The sequence below is a fragment of the Microcoleus sp. C2D2 genome (genome assembly GCF_036702495.1).
In the GTDB taxonomy this organism is placed as follows: Bacteria; Cyanobacteriota; Cyanobacteriia; order Cyanobacteriales; family Microcoleaceae; genus Microcoleus.
In genome coordinates this window covers 5,664-22,671 of sequence record NZ_JAUBTO010000036.1, presented here as the reverse complement: position 1 = coordinate 22,671, position 17,008 = coordinate 5,664, and the positions used below count along the sequence as shown (strand labels likewise).

The 17,008-nt window shown below is 45.9% G+C and carries 14 protein-coding genes; 8 read left to right on the top strand and 6 right to left on the bottom strand.

Going from position 1 to position 17,008, the window contains the following annotated elements; genetic code table 11:
* Window positions 1-339 precede the first annotated feature (339 nt).
* The 4 genes from QUB61_RS14185 to QUB61_RS14170 form a co-directional block, all read right to left on the bottom strand.
* Window positions 340-1,974 (bottom strand): iron uptake porin, encoded by a 1,635-nt coding sequence (locus tag QUB61_RS14185; RefSeq protein WP_333122879.1) that lies wholly within the window; start codon window positions 1,972-1,974, stop codon window positions 340-342.
* A 231-nt stretch (window positions 1,975-2,205) separates the two neighbouring features.
* A complete protein-coding gene (locus QUB61_RS14180; RefSeq protein ID WP_333122876.1) occupies window positions 2,206-3,210 on the bottom strand; it encodes an ABC transporter permease subunit in 1,005 nt (334 codons plus the stop codon).
* Window positions 3,207-4,751, bottom strand: coding sequence for a sugar ABC transporter ATP-binding protein (locus QUB61_RS14175; protein ID WP_333122873.1), 1,545 nt, complete (start codon window positions 4,749-4,751; stop codon window positions 3,207-3,209). Before QUB61_RS14175 ends, QUB61_RS14180 begins: the two co-directional genes overlap by 4 nt.
* 176 nt (window positions 4,752-4,927) lie before the next feature.
* Window positions 4,928-5,974, bottom strand: coding sequence for an ABC transporter substrate-binding protein (locus QUB61_RS14170; protein WP_333122870.1), 1,047 nt, complete (start codon window positions 5,972-5,974; stop codon window positions 4,928-4,930).
* 888 nt (window positions 5,975-6,862) lie between these two features.
* On the opposite strand from QUB61_RS14170, the gene QUB61_RS14165 reads away from it, so the two are divergent.
* Window positions 6,863-8,029, top strand: a complete 1,167-nt coding sequence (locus QUB61_RS14165; RefSeq protein ID WP_333122868.1) for a glycosyltransferase family 4 protein — start codon at window positions 6,863-6,865, stop codon at window positions 8,027-8,029.
* Between the two features lie 106 nt (window positions 8,030-8,135).
* Entirely contained in the window at window positions 8,136-8,516 is a 381-nt protein-coding gene (locus QUB61_RS14160) for a hypothetical protein (protein WP_333122865.1), read from the top strand.
* A 154-nt stretch (window positions 8,517-8,670) separates the two neighbouring features.
* Here QUB61_RS14160 and QUB61_RS14155 read toward each other — a convergent pair whose 3' ends face one another.
* On the bottom strand, window positions 8,671-8,919 hold the full coding sequence (locus QUB61_RS14155) for a chlororespiratory reduction protein 7 (protein WP_333122863.1): 249 nt from the start codon (window positions 8,917-8,919) through the stop codon (window positions 8,671-8,673).
* A gap of 740 nt (window positions 8,920-9,659) precedes the next feature.
* On the opposite strand from QUB61_RS14155, the gene sir reads away from it, so the two are divergent.
* The 4 genes from sir to QUB61_RS14135 all read left to right on the top strand — a co-directional run bounded on the left by sir (window position 9,660) and on the right by QUB61_RS14135 (window position 14,716).
* Window positions 9,660-11,648, top strand: coding sequence for a sulfite reductase, ferredoxin dependent (gene sir / locus QUB61_RS14150; RefSeq protein ID WP_333122861.1), 1,989 nt, complete (start codon window positions 9,660-9,662; stop codon window positions 11,646-11,648).
* A gap of 354 nt (window positions 11,649-12,002) precedes the next feature.
* Window positions 12,003-12,812, top strand: a complete 810-nt coding sequence (locus tag QUB61_RS14145) for a 16S rRNA (uracil(1498)-N(3))-methyltransferase (protein ID WP_333122859.1) — start codon at window positions 12,003-12,005, stop codon at window positions 12,810-12,812.
* A 332-nt stretch (window positions 12,813-13,144) separates the two neighbouring features.
* Entirely contained in the window at window positions 13,145-13,504 is a 360-nt protein-coding gene (locus tag QUB61_RS14140) for a hypothetical protein (RefSeq protein WP_333122857.1), read from the top strand.
* A 54-nt stretch (window positions 13,505-13,558) separates the two neighbouring features.
* Window positions 13,559-14,716: a tetratricopeptide repeat protein gene (locus QUB61_RS14135; RefSeq protein WP_333122853.1), complete on the top strand. Its 1,158-nt coding sequence runs from the start codon at window positions 13,559-13,561 to the stop codon at window positions 14,714-14,716.
* Window positions 14,717-14,820: 104 nt separating this feature from the next.
* Here QUB61_RS14135 and QUB61_RS14130 read toward each other — a convergent pair whose 3' ends face one another.
* Window positions 14,821-15,297: a hypothetical protein gene (locus tag QUB61_RS14130; protein WP_333122851.1), complete on the bottom strand. Its 477-nt coding sequence runs from the start codon at window positions 15,295-15,297 to the stop codon at window positions 14,821-14,823.
* A gap of 306 nt (window positions 15,298-15,603) precedes the next feature.
* On the opposite strand from QUB61_RS14130, the gene QUB61_RS14125 reads away from it, so the two are divergent.
* Together QUB61_RS14125 and QUB61_RS14120 are read left to right on the top strand one after the other, a co-directional pair.
* Window positions 15,604-16,221: an alpha/beta fold hydrolase gene (locus tag QUB61_RS14125; protein ID WP_333122848.1), complete on the top strand. Its 618-nt coding sequence runs from the start codon at window positions 15,604-15,606 to the stop codon at window positions 16,219-16,221.
* 2 nt (window positions 16,222-16,223) lie between these two features.
* Window positions 16,224-16,835 carry an alpha/beta fold hydrolase gene (locus QUB61_RS14120; protein ID WP_333122844.1) on the top strand — a complete coding sequence of 204 codons (612 nt, stop codon included), beginning with the start codon at window positions 16,224-16,226 and terminating at the stop codon, window positions 16,833-16,835.
* The last annotated feature ends 173 nt before the right edge of the window (window positions 16,836-17,008 follow it).

The following is a 17,008-nucleotide window of genomic DNA, read 5'->3' as shown; positions in this document are numbered from 1 at the left end:
CAATTCCGGTTACACCGTTCGGGATGGGGAGTCGGGAGTGGGGAGTCGGGAGTCGGGGAATGTGGAATTATGGACCAGGACTCGATCGTTCCCATGCAACCGGAAACGATATGAAGTCCTGGACGCATTATCAGTCTAAAAAACCCGGTTTCTCGCGATAGTCGTCTCAAATGAGGCAATTACGTTAAGAAACTGGGTTTTTGCGTCCAGGACTAGGTTAAGCTGTTGCGGCATTTAAACTGTATGTCAAAAAAAAATCAAAGTCTTGTGGGGTGGGCGTCCCGCCCGCCCTGAATATACAATTTAAATGCGCGACAGCTTACTAAAATATCTTTCCCGTTAAAAGTTAAAGCCTGTGCGGAGCAACCAAACCCATTGAGTGTCGTTGCGGCTGTCATTCTCAGGATTAACAACGACCCAAGCAGCAGGGGTGATGGAAATGTTGTCGTTTACCTGAAAGCGATAGAAGGCTTCAATGTGATAGGAAGTATCTCGCTCGCGGCGCACATTACTGCTCGTCACCCGACCCGGCAAACCGACCAAAATTCCGGGTAGGTTGCCTTGACCTCCCACATCTGGGAAACTTATACCGATCGCCCCATACACAATATCGGCGCGATCGCCGCCGTCAACATTTAGCAAAACCAAGCCACCTCTACCATCAGAAAGGCTGCTAACACCGGAATTTTCTGCATTGGCGCGAGTATAAACGACCCAACCGTGAACTTGGAAGCGGGGAGCAAGGCGGTAGAATCCTTGTACGCCTACAGAATCGCTGGATGTAGCAATATTGTTCCCAAACGGTTGCGCAGCCAGAAAACTGCCCGTACCGCCTGTGATATCGGCTTTACCGCTTGGTGCAAAGGTACGAGAATAGGCTACGCCAATGGCTCCGCGATCGCGCCGGTAGGCAAGCTGAACCAAAGCGTTGTACGAACCGTTGAATAAACCGTTACTTGACTGCGGGAGATTGGGATTTCCTGCTATATAGCCTACAGTCAGGGTGAGGTTGTTGACGATCGTCCAGTTGACAGCAGCACCGCCACCTCCCCGGCGGTAGAGGGGATTGTATTGTCCGAACTTCGAGGGAATTCCCTCACTATCGGTAGCGATGGTTGGAGGAGTCAGCAAATCCGTAATATCGGGATACCCAACACCTGTGGGGCCGACGGTCAGCGCCAGATTAGAGGTCAGCGGCGTTACATATAATACGTGAGGGACGGTGATTGTGTTGTCGGTATTGCCATCAAAGTTCAATGCCGTCATATTTGTACCCGTCTGATCGGAAATCCTCCTGCCCAAGTTGCCGAATTCCAAACGGGTTCTCAGCATATCGCGACCGGTGAAGCTGGTTTCAAAATTTAATCGGCCCCGGTTGGCAACAATAGTGTTGGTGCGATCGTCCGAATCTCCAACACGGTTGCCCGAGGTATCTGTTACCACCACGATAATTTCCGCATTCAGCTTAGTAGTCGTGGAGAACTGATTCGCTTCTAGTTGTGCCGTGCGTGCATCTAGAGTATCGACTCGACCCCGCAACACCGATAATTCAGTTGCAAATTCTGCTTGCAGTTTTTGGACGATCGCTAAATCTTCCCCAGTAATCAGGTTGGTTGTTCCTGCGGCAATTAGTTCGCTGACTCGATCGAGACAGCTATTCAATCCTGCTGCAAATTCGTACCGCGTTATCGCCCGGTTTCCTCTGTAGGTGCCGTCGGGATAACCGACAATGCAGCCGTAGCGTTCTACTAGAGATTGCAGCGCCTGAAACGCCCAGTCAGTGGGTTTTACATCCGAGAGTTGAGAGACAGAATTCACCTGCGCGAAGGGTTTTTCTGCCAAGGTATTTAACGGTTCAGGAGCAACTAATCTATCAATTGGAACCGCAAAACTTGGGGATGATGTTAGTAGAAATACACCAGGCGTTCCCAGTATAAAAGCAGTAATCAGGTGAGGAAAATGCTGGATCTGCATAGGACAAAGCTCCGCATAAAAACCGATCTTGCATCATTTTCAAGAACGGGCAAGATGCCCGTTCCACAAGAAAATTCACTCTTTGTGGAACGGGCATCTTGCCCGTTCCTAAACAAGTAATTGAGAAAGGTGCAATATCTCTGTTACATCCGTTAAATTCGTTACAGAATCCTTTGCCGAACTTCCTTCTTCCTTTTCCCCCTTGGGGGGGCTGGAGGGGGTTGGCTTCCCCTACGCTGCGCTTGAACCGGTGCGAACTTTGTCAATCGTCACTGCGATAATTATCACCAGACCTTTGACAACTAACTGCCAGAAGAAAGACACATTCATGAGAGTTAGTCCATTGTTGAGCAGGGCAATAATTAAAGCTCCGAGCAAAGTACCCCAAATAGTGCCAATTCCACCTGTGAAACTCGTTCCTCCCAAAATTACAGCAGCGATCGCATCTAATTCGTAGCCTTGCCCCAACATCCCCGTCGCACTGTAGAGGCGCGACGCGCTCATAATTCCACCTAAACCAGAAAGCAACCCACTGACGCCATAGACAAATAACAGCACCCGACTCACCTTAATACCCGTCAATCGTGCTGCCCGAATGTTGCCTCCCACGGCGTAAATATGCCTCCCGAGAACAGTCCGCCGCAAAACAAACCAACTGGCTAAAACTGCGAGGAAAGCGATAATAACCAACCAGGGAATTGGGCCGACATAATTGTTACCTATCCAAGCAAAATTCAGATCTCTATTGATAACGGTAGTGCCGTTAGCGACTAAATAAGCAACTCCCCGCAAAGCTGTGTAAGAACCGAGGGTGACGATGAACGGAGGCAAACCTAAATAGGCAACTAGCGAACCGTTAAGCAATCCCAAAAAGACTCCGGCTATTAACGCAGCCGGTACGGCAAACCAACCCAGACCAGGAACTAAGGAAACCAGCACCCCGACAACTGCCGTCACGCCCAAAATTGACCCGACTGAAAGGTCAATTCCGCCAGTCAAAATCACAAAAGTCATGCCAGTAGCTAGGACAATATTGATCGATGCTTGCCGAATGACATTTATCAAATTTCCTACGGAAAGAAAGTTGGGCGTTACCAGAGAAAAAATTACACAGATAGCCACCAAAATCGGCAGGATACCGGCAACTTGGATGAAATTTTTCCAAGCTTGAGCTTTACTTGTTTTCTGCCGATCGCTCCCTGAACTTCTGCTGGTTTTTGTTTGCGTTTGACTCATGATTTTACTACCTCTTTTGCACCAGTGGCATAAGCCATAATGTTTTCTTGCGTAATCTTTTCCCCAGTCGAGCCGCCTACTTCACCGACGAGGCTTCCCGATCGCATCACTAAGACGCGATCGCTCATTCCCACAATTTCCGGCAGTTCGCTGGAAATCATCAAAATAGCTACACCTTTGGCTGCCAAATCGCTAATAATTCGATAAATTTCGCTTTTTGCGCCAATGTCCACACCCCGCGTCGGTTCATCTAGCAAAAGTACCTTTGGGTTGATAGCCAACCAACGCGCTAGCAGCAACTTCTGCTGATTTCCCCCAGAAAGATCCATTGCCCTGATGCTCGGACTTGCAAGGCGAATCTGCAAATTATCAATAGCATCATTGACAACTTTCAACAAAAAATTTGAGTTAATAATGCCAGCTTTTGCTTCTCGATCGAGGACATTCATGGTGATATTCTCACCCGAACTTGCCTCCAAAAATAGTCCGAGAGCCTTGCGATCTTCTGGCACGTAAGCAATTCCGGCGGCCATTGCTTCATTGGGTGTCGAGACATTGAGAGGACGATTTTCGAGTTTAACTTCACCGCTTATCTTTCGATCTGCACCAAAAATCAGGCGGGCAAGTTCTGTTCTGCCAGCGCCAACTAAACCCGCTAAACCTAGAATTTCGCCCGCATGAAGTTGAAAAGTGGCAGGCTTTACTTTGTGGCCGTCGCTTAAATTTGTTACCTCAAGAACAACTGCACCAGGTGTTATTTGATGCTTGTTTTCGTACAAATCCTGTAAAGAACGACCCACCATCATTTCCACCAGGCGTTCGGCCGAAATTTCGTGCTTTTCAAGAGAGCCAATATACCCGCCATCTCGGATGACGCTCACGCGATCGGCCAGGGCATAAATTTCTGCCATTCTGTGGCTGATATAAATAATAGCAATGCCCTCACTCCGCAAGCGGCGAACCACTTCAAAAAGCTTATCTGTTTCGCGGTCTGAAAGCGCGGCGGTCGGCTCGTCCATCACTAAAATTCGGCTGTTGTCTTTGAGCGCCCTAGCTATTTCCACTTGCTGCTGTTCGGCAATTGAAAGTGTCGAAACTAGGTCTCCAGCCTCAAAATTTGCATCGAGGTTTTGTAATACCTCAGCGGCCCTACGCCGCATTTCATCTTGGTCTATAAATGTACCTCCTTTCTTGATCTCGCTGCCCATAAAAATGTTTTCAGCAACTGTCAGATTGGGGGCGAGATTGAGTTCTTGATAAATAATCGCTATCCCTAAATCTCTGGCTTGACCGGGGTCTGTCATCTTAACAGCTTTGCCGTCAATTCTGATTTCGCCTGCATCGGCTATGTAGGCTCCCGCCAGAATTTTCATCAGCGTACTTTTACCCGCGCCGTTTTCCCCCATGAGGGCGTGGACTTCGCCCGGGTAAACGGTGATATTTACATCGTGCAAGGCTACAAAACTGTTAAAGGTTTTTTTAATACCTTGCATTTCGAGGACGGGCTTAGTTTTAATTGAATCTTGAGTGCTATTTACCATCGCAAATACCGTAAGAAAATCTGCTTGACTATTAAACTTAGATCCCCCCTAGCTTCTTAAGGGGGGGAGAAGATTCTTCTCAAAGTCCCCCTTCTTAAGGGGGATTTAGGGGGATCTAGACTCGGGGAAAAACGGGATTCCTCAAGGGTTTTAGTCTTAACTTGATACGAAGAAGGTCACTCACTTGTCCAGCCTTTATGTTGATGGACGTTTTCGCGAGTAATCAGCGCGACTGGAATCAGAATGTTTGGATTGGCTGGCTTGTTTCCTTTCCGAATGTCGTTCCCGACTTCAACTGCCTTGGCTGCCATGCGAAATGGATCTTGAGCTGCTGTAGCCACAAAGAGACTGTTGTTCTGCTTGAGGGCATCTAAAGCTTCAGGTGCACCATCGACTCCCACAATAAAGAACTCGCTTCTTTGTGCCTGTTTGGCGGCTAATTCTGCACCAATGGCACAGGGGTCATTAATTGCAAAAACAGCATCAATTTTTGGGAAGGAAGTAAGCAAATCGCTCATAACTCTCAACCCGCCATCGCGGCTGCCTTCTGCGTTCTGATCTTTGGAAAGAACTTTGAGATCGGGATATTTGGAGAAGACACTCTGGCAACCCTGAACTCGCTCGACGACTGAAGCGACGGGAGGCCCGTTGATAATCACAACGCTGCCTTTTCCTTTCAAGCGATCGGCTATATATTGACAGCTTACTTCGCCAGCTTGCACGTTATTTGAAGTAACTGTGGCATCAACGCCTCCCTCGGCGGCGGTATCAACTGCAATTATCGGAATTCCGGCTTGCTTGGCTTTTTCGACAGCGGGTGCAATGCCTTTGGTGTCCGCAGCATTGAGTACAATCATGCCGACATTAGAGGCAATAAAGTTTTCGATTTGATTGAATTGCTGATTTAAATCGTCGCCGCTGGAAACGAGAGTTGTCCTCACGTTTGCACCGCCGATTTTCTTGGCTTCGGCCTCAGCGCCTTTGCCAACTTGTACGAAAAATGGATTGCCGAGGTCGCGGACTGCTACAGCAACTGATGAAAGTTCGGAGTTGCTTGGTTGTGTGCTGTTTTGAGCGTTCTGGGAAGCTGCGGTGCAACTTGCCAGAGTGCTGCTGAGTAGACTAAAAAGACTTAGTGCGATCGTTACTCGTTTCACCTCAAACTCCAATGAAGGCTGGTTTGGAGAGAGTCGCTCGTAAATATGACGTTGCCAACCTAACATTAGCTTTGTTAGGTTTAAGCTCGAATACCTAATGTTTTAGGTGAGCGGCTTTTCTTTGTACATGATTGTACGAGATCGTGTTTATTTTATGCTCGTAAAAATTTTCACTAGGCTCGCCAGACTACTTTTGTTAACCGAAAAGATATGAATATTCAAACTATCTCCTCGATGCCCAAATAATCAACGATATTGATTTTTTTAATGCTTTATGAGCATTATTTTTTTGCAATGCGTGACAAATTTTTAGGAGAATATTTTCGACAAAATCTTTCAGAATTTGCTTTTAAAAGCTGGCAGAGTCATATTGAATTTAACTCTCTATATTCGCTGATGATAACAGTTAAAAACAGGCTCTATATCTATCTTTGGATAGACAATACTTTTACCAAAGACTAAAAATGCGATATCCTCGATCGGCACCGATATGCTAATCCGCAGTCGGGTCGGACGCGCCGCGCCAACTTAATAAATCTTAAATTTTGCTTGGGGTAGGATATTGTAAAATATCATTAAGTTTACAGTCAATTACGGTAGATTATAGTAAACTGCAAAAAAAGTCTCGCACTCACCGATGCAGCCCGTTAAAAAGCCCTAGTAAAAAAGCAGATAGTCGCTCAAAACCAACGGTGAGAGTAGGGGAGTCAAATATTTGCCTGTAAAACCTGCAATTACAGCGATCGTGACATGGTTTAAAAGCTCTGGATAATGGCGATCGCCCGGACCCGCAAAATCACTATACCTCTTGCAAAAATAACTAGGACGGGCAAGATGCCCATCCCACAAGAGTTATTTTTTCTTGTGGGATGGGCCGAAGAACCCGTCCAATAAATTTATGAAAAGGACTTTTGCAAGAGGTCTACTATACTGCAATAATTGTCTGCGCTGTGAATGGGTAAATATGAGATGCGATCGGCAAATTACGTGTTCTGTTTCCTAGAAATATTTGCCAGCGAAGGCGGCATTCAATCCTACGTTAAAGACATTCTCAAAGCTTACCTGTCCATAACCGCAGGGACAAACTCGCCGCCACAAGCTGAAGTTTTGCTGTTGCGAGATTCCGAAGACTGCAACAATCCTTACGAGTCAAAAAATCTTAAATTTTATTACTTCAAAACCGAGAATGCCGGGTTTGGCCGTCTTAAGTTTGCTACAGTATTACTAAGTCGCTTGCTGCAAAAACGACCGCTGCGGGTTTTTTGCGGTCACATCAAACTCGCACCGCTAATTCAAATTCTGTGCCAACCCTTGGGAATTCCCTACACAATTTTAACTTACGGCAAGGAAGTGTGGGAACCGCTGGGGCCCAAATATCAAACAGCAATGAGCAAAGCTGAAAGTATTTGGACTATTAGCAGGTACACGCGCGATCGCACTTGCGAAATTAACAACTTAAATCCCGAAAAGTTCCAAATAGTGCCTTGTACGGTAGATGTAAATATATTTACGACTGTGCCCAAGCCACAGGATTTATTAGAGCAGTATAATTTGGTTGGTGCTAAAATATTGATGACTGTATCCAGATTGCGATCGAGCGATATTTACAAAGGCGTTGATGTCACCATTCAAGCTTTGCCGCAAATAGCCAAAACTTTTCCGAATGTGAAATACTTAGTTATTGGCAGAGGAGACGATCGCTCTAGATTAGCCAAACTGGCTGATGATTTGGGAGTTACCGAAAGAGTAATATTTGCGGGTTTTGTACCGACAGAAAATTTAGCAGAACATTACCAGTTGGCCGATGCTTATGTAATGCCCTCCCAGGAAGGGTTCGGTATAGTTTATTTGGAAGCGCTGGCTTGCGGAGTACCCGTGCTGGCGGGGGACGCGGACGGGTCAGCCGATCCGCTGCAAGATGGTAAACTGGGATGGCGAGTTCCCCACCGAGATTCAGCAGCAGTAGCGGTTGCTTGTGTGGAAATGCTGCGAGGGGAGGATAAAAGGTGCGATCGGCGCTGGTTGAGGGAACAAACTCTGGCAAGATTTAGTTTTGAATCCCTTTGTCAATCCTTACAAGGAATTTTTCAACCCTCTGACTCAGATAAACTTATGCCGTAGAGAGCGGTTTCTGGGTGTACAATGGGAAAATTAACTCGATCGACCGCCTGAATTTCTGAGTAGGATAGAGTTAGGCCTACCTGCAAAGACACCCAAGGAGACCACCGTGAACCAAGGCACCCCCAAAATCTCTTTAAAACTACCCCGTATTAGCAATTGGCTGATACTGCTGGGCATCGCGTGTTTGTTGGTGTCAATTGGTTTGGGTTGGGTAGTTAAATCATTGTTGATTGTAGTAGCTTTTTTGCTGCTGACACCTGTAGTCGCATTTTTCGCGCTTCAGTGGTGGCTGAAACGCAATTTAATTCAGGACAATTGTCCAGTTTGTCAATACGAATTTACAGCTTTAAATCAAACTCAGTTTCAGTGTGCCAACTGCGGCGAACCTCTGAAAATAGAGCAAGGTCATTTTAGCCGCTTGACACCGCCCGGTACGATCGATGTTACCGCAGTTGAAGTATCATCGGTTCAACAGTTAGAAGATTAACCGATTTTAGATTTTAGATTTTGGATTTTCGATTGAAGAATTGAAGAATTGTTGACTGTTAACTACTAACTGTTACCAATTCCGAGTTTCCGATGCCCGATACTTCGACTACACTCAGTATAAGTGCCCAATTCGCAGTTTGGCATTCTCAAAATTACTTTTCTAGACGCACAGCGTACCACTGCAAAAATTTTCCCGGTCCGACATCTAATTCACAATAAGTATCAATTAAATACTTGGCTTGAGCTTCCACGCCAGATATTTTCTGCACGTCCTGCGGCAAATCTTCGTGTTCCTGGGTTAACACGGCTTTCAGCTTTTCTAACAGTTCCGCCGCAGTCAAAAACTGCTCTGACTGGTTTGTTTCTAAGACCACAAAGGTGTCTTCGTCATACAGTGACATAGTTTCAAAGGTTGAGGTGAATTATTTCTAAAGTTTCGTGAAGTTAAGCGATCGAAAGTATAAACTTTGGATTACAACTTTTCAGCCCGGGTTCGATCGTGTTACAATTAAGCACCATCAGAATTCCGAGCGGATTACCGTTATTAACTTAGTTGTTAACCGAGTTCTCAACTGATCCGACACAGCATTTCTGAGGACATTTGTCAAGTGCAAATTTGTCAAGTGTCAAATTGTCAAGAAATATTCGATCGGCTTTATCTGGAAATTGGGTTTAAAACCCCTTCTTCAGTGGCCGGCTTTAATTTCTTAAATCCATTCCTAAAAATCAGGGAATTCCTGGTATTTGTAGTATACTACAACAGTCAAGGTTAAACTCCTTTGCCTCAAGTGAAACAGTTAAGACACACTTTTAGGCATAAATTGTTGGACACAGAGCAGCGAATACTCTTAAAACAGCTAGAGAATCAACGCATTCTTTTTACCAGAAAAAAATAATTTGGTTCATTTGTTAAGTAGGGTAGGGCATACCCGAACTCTAGGTTCATATCCTAGTACGCTTTTGGAGATAGACCCTCTGGGGTGGCTGTGAGTTGAACTCGTCAATTGGTATTTTGTACGGTTGAAAGGTTTAAGAAGTGCCGAAAGGACATAGCGCTTAAAGGTCAGTCGATGAATTAAGAATCCCCACGCCTCGCAGGCCGGGGAGTGTCAACTAATTATAACTGGCACTACACATTCCCATGATCACATCTTCCATTTCAACCCCAGTTGCGCGCAAGCCCTCTAAATCAGAAGGTCTGAAAGAACGGAGCAACTACTTACGAGAACCCGTTGCTACTGAAGTGTTACAAGAAACTACCCACTTCACCGAAGACGGGATTCAGATTCTCAAATTTCACGGTTCGTACCAGCAAGACAACCGCGACAATCGAGTTAAAGGACAAGAAAAAGACTATCAGTTCATGCTCCGCACCCGCAATCCCGGCGGGTTCACTCCGCCGCAATTATACTTAGCCTTAGACAAGCTATCTGAAGAATACGGCAACCACACGATCCGCGTCACAACGCGCCAAGGTTTCCAACTGCACGGGGTGTTGAAAAAAAATCTTAAAGCAGTGTTTTCCTCAATTATTAAAAATATGGGGTCAACCTTGGGAGCTTGCGGCGACTTGAACCGCAACGTCATGGCACCGCCAGCACCGTACAAAAATCGCCCAGAATACAAGTATGCGCTGCAATACGCTAACAATGTCGCCGATTTGCTGACACCGCAAACCGGCGCTTATTATGAAATTTGGTTGGACGGCGAAAAAGCTGTTTCGGCCGAGGAAGACCCAGCAGTCAAGGCCGCGAGACAGAAAAACGGCAACGGCACAATCTTTAGCGACAAAGAAGAACCGATTTACGGCAGCCATTATATGCCGCGGAAGTTCAAGTGCTCCGTTACCGTGCCCGGAGACAATTCAATTGACTTGTACTCTCAGGATTTGAGCTTGGTGGTAATTACCAATGAAGCTGGCGAGTTGCAAGGTTTTGACGTGTTTGCTGGCGGCGGTTTGGGCCGTACTCACAATAAAGAAGAAACTTTTGCGCGGGTTGCTGATGAGATTTGCTATGTTGCCAAGGATGATGTTTACGATTTGGTCAAGGCAATTGTAGCAACCCAAAGAGATTTTGGCGATCGCACAGACAGACGGCACGCGCGGCTAAAGTACCTGATTAACGACAAAGGTGTAGAGTGGTTCCGCGAAAAAGTAGCCGAATATTTTGGCAAGCCGCTAGAAGCCTTTAAACCGCTGCCTGAGTGGAAGTATGTGGATTTCTTGGGCTGGCACGAACAAGGAGACGGCAAGTTGTTTGTCGGCATTTCTGTGGATAATGGCCGGATCAAGGATGAAGGTTCATTTCAGCTAAAAACGGCTTTGCGGGAAATTGTGCAGAAGTACAACTTGCCGGTACGGGCGACGCCACACCAAAACGTGCTGATTTACGATATTTCGCCGGATATCAAACAGGAAATTCAGGGAATACTCGATCGATGTGGCATTCAGTCGGAAACTGCCCTCGACCCCTTAGAGCGCTATGGGATGGCGTGTCCGGCAATGCCGACTTGCGGGCTGGCGATTACCGAATCTGAGCGCGTGATGCCGAGTATTTTAGAGCGGATTCGCGCACTTTTGACCAAAGTCGGCTTGGAAGACGAGCATTTGGTGGTGCGGATGACTGGTTGCCCAAATGGATGCGCCCGCCCTTATATGGCAGAATTGGGGTTTGTCGGGAGTTCGCCGGAATCCTACCAGATTTGGCTGGGCGGTTCACCCTCGCAAACGCGGCTGGCAAAAGCAATTGAGGAAAAGCTGCACGTCAAGGATTTTGAAGCTTTTCTGGAGCCGATTTTTGTTTATTTCAAGCAAAAACGGCAACTGAGCGAGAGTTTTGGCAATTTTTGCGATCGCGTCGGGTTAGAATCTATCCGTCAATTTGTAACCAACTACCAATCTGCTGACTCGATGACAACTGAGATTAATGAATTAGAAGTTACGTCTAGTAACGATGACGGCAACGAGACTGCCACTGCTAGCGGTGGCAAAGTCCGCCGTCGAATTAGCGTCCGCGATGAAATCTACAACGAGCTCAAGGAAGAAGCAGCCCGTCAGGGCAAGCCGATTACACAGCTAGCTACAGAGGCGATTTCCACTTATTTAAAGAAGATTAAGGAGGAAAAATAAGCCGATTTTCGATTATCGATTTGTGATTTTCGATTGGATTCAATAGACTTCTGGCAAAAGTAATATAAAGGCAGAGCATTTGCAGAAAAAAACTTGAATTTGTAAGATAATTCCAGTTGTAGATGCTTTGCCTTTATTAATTCATAACCGCTTTATTTATTCAGAGATAAAAATCTGCGGTAGAAACCGATCCTATATAAACGAAATCCTAGCAGAGAAGGACTGAAAGAATAAAAGAGGTATGAAGTTACAAACCAAAAACCTATCTCCTCTCTTCCTCTCTTCCTCTGCGTTCTCTGCGTTCTCTGCGGTTAAATAAAAAAATATATTAAATAAAAAGCAATCCAAAATCCAATGGCTCAATTACAAAGATTAGCAGTTACTGCCACTCAAATTTGCGATCGCAAAATCGACTTAACTAGAGAACAGCAGCATTATTTAAATCGAGTGCTACGTTTGCAAGCCGGCGATCGATTTATTGCGATGGACGGCCGAGGACATTGGTGGTCAGCCGTCCTCGAAGTGCGGGAAACCGGGTTATTTGCCTCAATAGCAGAGGAGATTGCGGAGAACAGGGAGCTACCCGTTGAAGTAGCTTTGATGGCAGCCTTGCCCAAAGGAAACGGCTTTGATGAGGTTGTCAGACAGGCGGCGGAATTGGGGGTGGCAAGTATAGTGCCGGTGACGAGCGATCGAACGTTGCTCAAACCGAGTTCTCAGAAGGTCGATCGGTGGAAAAGAATTGCTGCGGAGGCGGCGGAACAGTCGGAACGTCAAATTGTGCCGACAATTTTAGAGCCTGTTTCCTTTGATATTGCTGTCAAAGATTGCGGTCAAAAACATCGATTTATTTGTGTGGCTCGCGGGGAAAATCGGCATTTGTGGGATTGTTTGATTGCTAGTTTCGATCCCCCCCAGCCCCCCTTAATAAGGGGGGAGCAAGAATTCGATCCCCCCCAGCCCCCCTTAATAAGGGGGGAGCAAGAGGGGGGAGAATTATCGATTGTGATTGCTGTTGGGCCGGAGGGTGGATGGACTGAGGGTGAGGTGGAAAGGGCGATCGAATTAGGTTTTGAAGCTGTTTCTTTGGGTAGTAGAATTCTGAGAGCGGTGACAGCACCCATTGTGGCTTTGTCTTTAGTTGGAGCAGCCTTTGAGAAGTAGTAATATCCACAAATCGCCTCTACCTTTGGCTTCATCCGCGTTAATCAGCGTTCATCTGCGGTAAAAAAATCATAAAATACGGTCGCTGCAAAAAGTCTCCCAAAAAAAAAGATTTACTCTATTTAACAACTCTGATTTTACAGCTAACGGTCAAAACTACTGGTTCTACCCAGCCCGCTATCAAGACGCAGCAGTGCTTTTCTGTATCTCAAAACCAAACTTCAACCAACCTAAACCTCTAACAGAAAAACAAATACAAACCCAATTTATTGAAAAAATAGCCCGAGACCCCAACAACAAAACAGCCTTTATAATCCTAGTCAGAGAAAGAAATGGCCCGCCCGGCCCCCGTCACAAATTACGGCTTAAAATTGAGCAATGTCGATCGCCCAAAACTCACCTCCCTTTCCATCCTCAAGCAGCGGGGAACCCTCAAAGACGGCCAATCCCGACAACACACATTTCAAGGACCGACAGGTCAATCTATTACGATCGACCTCAAAAGCAGAGCATTCGACCACAACTCAACTTCAACTTATATTTATTTTCACCTCCACTCAACATCCCTCTCTACAAATCCGCGTTCATCCGCGTTCATCCGCATACATCTGCGGTTAAAAAATCCAAATCTTAAATTTTCCCAACAGCCCAAAATCCCAAACAAAAAAAAAGCCAAAGTTGTTAACCAGTAGCGGAACCAACCAAAAATCAGCCAAGATAGAAACAACGCCATTCCCGCAACCGCCATGACAGACATCAACCAAATAGCAGCCGCCCTAGAGAGTAAAGACTACAAACAAGCTGCCCAACTCATCAAACAACTGCAAAAAGAATCCCCCGAAAATCCGTGGGTACAATACTACATCGGCCGCTACTACGAACTCACCAACAACCTCGAAAAAGCCCAAACAACCTACAAACAAATACTCCGCGACATCACCAACCCCAAAATAGTCTCCCAGACCCGCCAAGGTATTCAACGGATTGAAACCGCACAACAAAACCTCCGCCAACTTGCCATACAAACCGCCAAAAACGACCCCAGCAACCTCGAACCCGGACTCCTCATCCTCGAACCAGTTAGCCCCGAAAAGAAACCCGCAGCCGTACAAAATATCAGCAGAATCTTTAAAATCGACGCCTACACAACCCGGATGCAAATCCAAAGCCGCGGCTGGAGACTCTACAAAACAGGTCCCATTGGCGAACTCCGAATTTACGGTCAAGAACTCCTCAACGCCGGCATTCCCGTATTTTGGGCAACCCTAAGCGATATTCAAAAAATCCAAATCTTCCGAGTGCAACACTTCCAGTCTCTCACTTCCCCAGCCGTTGTTTGCAAAGATAAACTCTCACGACTCGGTGCGATCGAGTTTAACTGGTCAGAAGTTACCCAAAGAGTAGAAGGCTTGTTGCCGATGTTCATCGAAATCATGGACTACTCGCCCCACCGGCGAAAGGATCAATTTCGCCACAGAGAAATCAGGCAAGATTACGCTCAAATCTGCGACTTGCACATTCCCAGCAGAAACTGCATTCTGCGAATTTCCGACCAAAGTTACGAATTTCAACAAGGCGTTGACTTCACCCAAATTTCAGCAGATATCCCTGGTTTAGCCCATCCCAAAAACCAAAAATCCCGTTCCCAAAAATCTCAACAAATCCCTCAAAGTACCACCAGAATTAACTGGAATCGCTTACTTGAAATACTTGACCAACAGCTTGACGTTACAGTTTGGTCAGAATTTACTTCATTTGCCGAGACAGCGATCGATTACACCCAGATGTTGAGCAAGATCGAATCTCATGTAGAGGTCGATCGCAAATCCGAAACTCCTTGGGACCCAGCTTTTCAGCTATACAGCGGATTAGCCTTCCTCAGAAACCAAGAAAATAGGGAATAGAACAAAGAGTTAAAATTAAAAATGAGTAATGCCTTTTTTTTAATTTTAACGCCAGCATTTGGAATTATCCAATGCCCAATTCCCTATTATCAATTCCCACTTTCCTACTTCGTTTTCACCTGACGAGCCATTTCCCGGAAATTGTTCATGCTGGGGCCCGGGCTCCGACGACTTCCAGTTGGTGTCGGCATTAAATTATTAGGAGCAAAAGTCCGAATAGGTTCAGCTTGACTCGGCGCTTTCCCGTTAGTTGCAGCAGCAGCAGGTATCTTAGCGGGTTCCGCATTATTAGCAGGAACGCTAGCGACTGGTTCCTTTTCTTTCTTAGACTTTTTCTCTACCTTAGCCTTCTTAGTCGGTTCTGACTTCTGAGACTTAACAGGCTCAACTTTTGCCGGTGCGCTCGCAACAGGCTCAGCCTTCTTGGCAACAACAGGCTCAGCCTTGGCAGGCTCAACTTTTGCTGGTTCCTTCGCTCCAGATTCGCCCAAATCTAGGAAATATTCAGACTTTTTAAAGCCCAACAGTCTGCCGAGAAAGCCGAAAATACCGCCGAAGAAATTTTTGATAAAACCAAACATTACACTTACTCCTTTTGTTCTTTTAGAGAAATTTGTACAAGCTTGTCAACAAAGTTAGACTACGAGGTAAGGCAACTTTTGTCTATATTTCTTAATCAAAATTTACATTGTGCTGTATTTAAGCTACCTCATCAAAGCAAATTTTAGGTATAAATACCAGCACTGCTTTGTACTTATTTACAATAATCTCAGAATTTGTTAGCGATTCCTACTAATTGCCGATCCGATTCGCTAGCTGTCCTAGTAGCGGTAAAACTCCCTAGGGGAGTGATTTATGCTGTAATCAGCAAGCAATTTTCCAGCAAAATGAACAGTTCGCTCGATCGAAATCCCGTCATCCTGATACACGGCATCTGGGACACAAAGATTATTTTCAGCAAAATGTCCGCCCGCCTCACCCAACTCGGATGGTCAGTCCACAGCCTCAACCTCACCCCCAACGACGGCAGCCTCGGGCTCGACTTACTGGCCAAGCAACTCGCAGACTACATCAGTGAAACCTTCGATCCAGAACAATCTTTAGACATAGTAGGCTACAGCATGGGCGGCATCGTCAGCCGCTACTACGTCCAGCGGCTCGGAGGAATGAACCGCGTACAGCGTTTCATCACCATCTCTTCCCCTCACAACGGCACCCTCACCGCCTATTCCCTACGCCTACCAGGATACCTGGATATGCGCCCCGATAGTGGCTTGCTGCGCGATTTGAATCAAGATGTGACAATGCTCAAACGCATAAACTTCACATCAATGTGGACGCCATTTGACATAATGATTGTACCGTCGAACAGCTCCCAACTACCAGTAGGCAAAGAAGTTAAAGTCAACGTTTTGCTGCACCGCCAAATGGTGACCGAGTCCCAAAGTATTAACGCATTAGTTGAAGAACTAAAAGCACCTATTCAAAATAAAATTCCCACTTAAAAATGAATAGCCATTTCAGCCGCAACCCAGTTTTGCTCATTCACGGAATATTCAGAAAATCGGGAATTTTTTACAAAATGTCTGCCTACCTCACCCAACTGGGATGGTCAGTCTACACCCTCAATCTCTCGCCCCATTGGGGCAACGCCAGCATAGACGAATTAGCCCAACAAATAGCAGATTATATAGACAAAACCTTTGCGCCCGAACAGCATCTAGATATAGTAGGATTGAGCATGGGCGGTTTAGTAACTCGCTACTACGTGCAAAGGTTAGGCGGCATTAACCGAGTGCAGCGCTTTATTGCCATATCTTCTCCTCACAGCGGTACTTGGATGGCTTACACTCTCTGGGGAAAAGGCTGCATCCAAATGCGTCCGGGCAGTGCTTTTCTGGAAGATTTAAATCGAGATGCTGCATTGTTGGAAAAGCTCAATTTTACTTCGATTTGGACAGATTGGGATTTCATCATCGTACCGGCTTCTAGTTCCCAAATATCGGCTGCCAAAGAAGTAAAATTGTCCGTATTCGCCCATGCCATGATGGCGAGGCATTCCAGCAGTTTAAAAGCTGTGGCTGAAGCACTGTCAGAACCATTGAAAATTAATAACTAACTTGTAGGGTGCGTCAGCAGATTGTTTTTTTTATATAAAATAACACTCTTCTAACTCACCAGAATCACGACTAAAAATTTGAGACCCTAGTTCAAGCTTCCCGATTCATCGGTGGAGCCAATTCTTCAATTCTTTAATCTAAAATCTAAAATCTAAAATCTAAAATCTAAAAT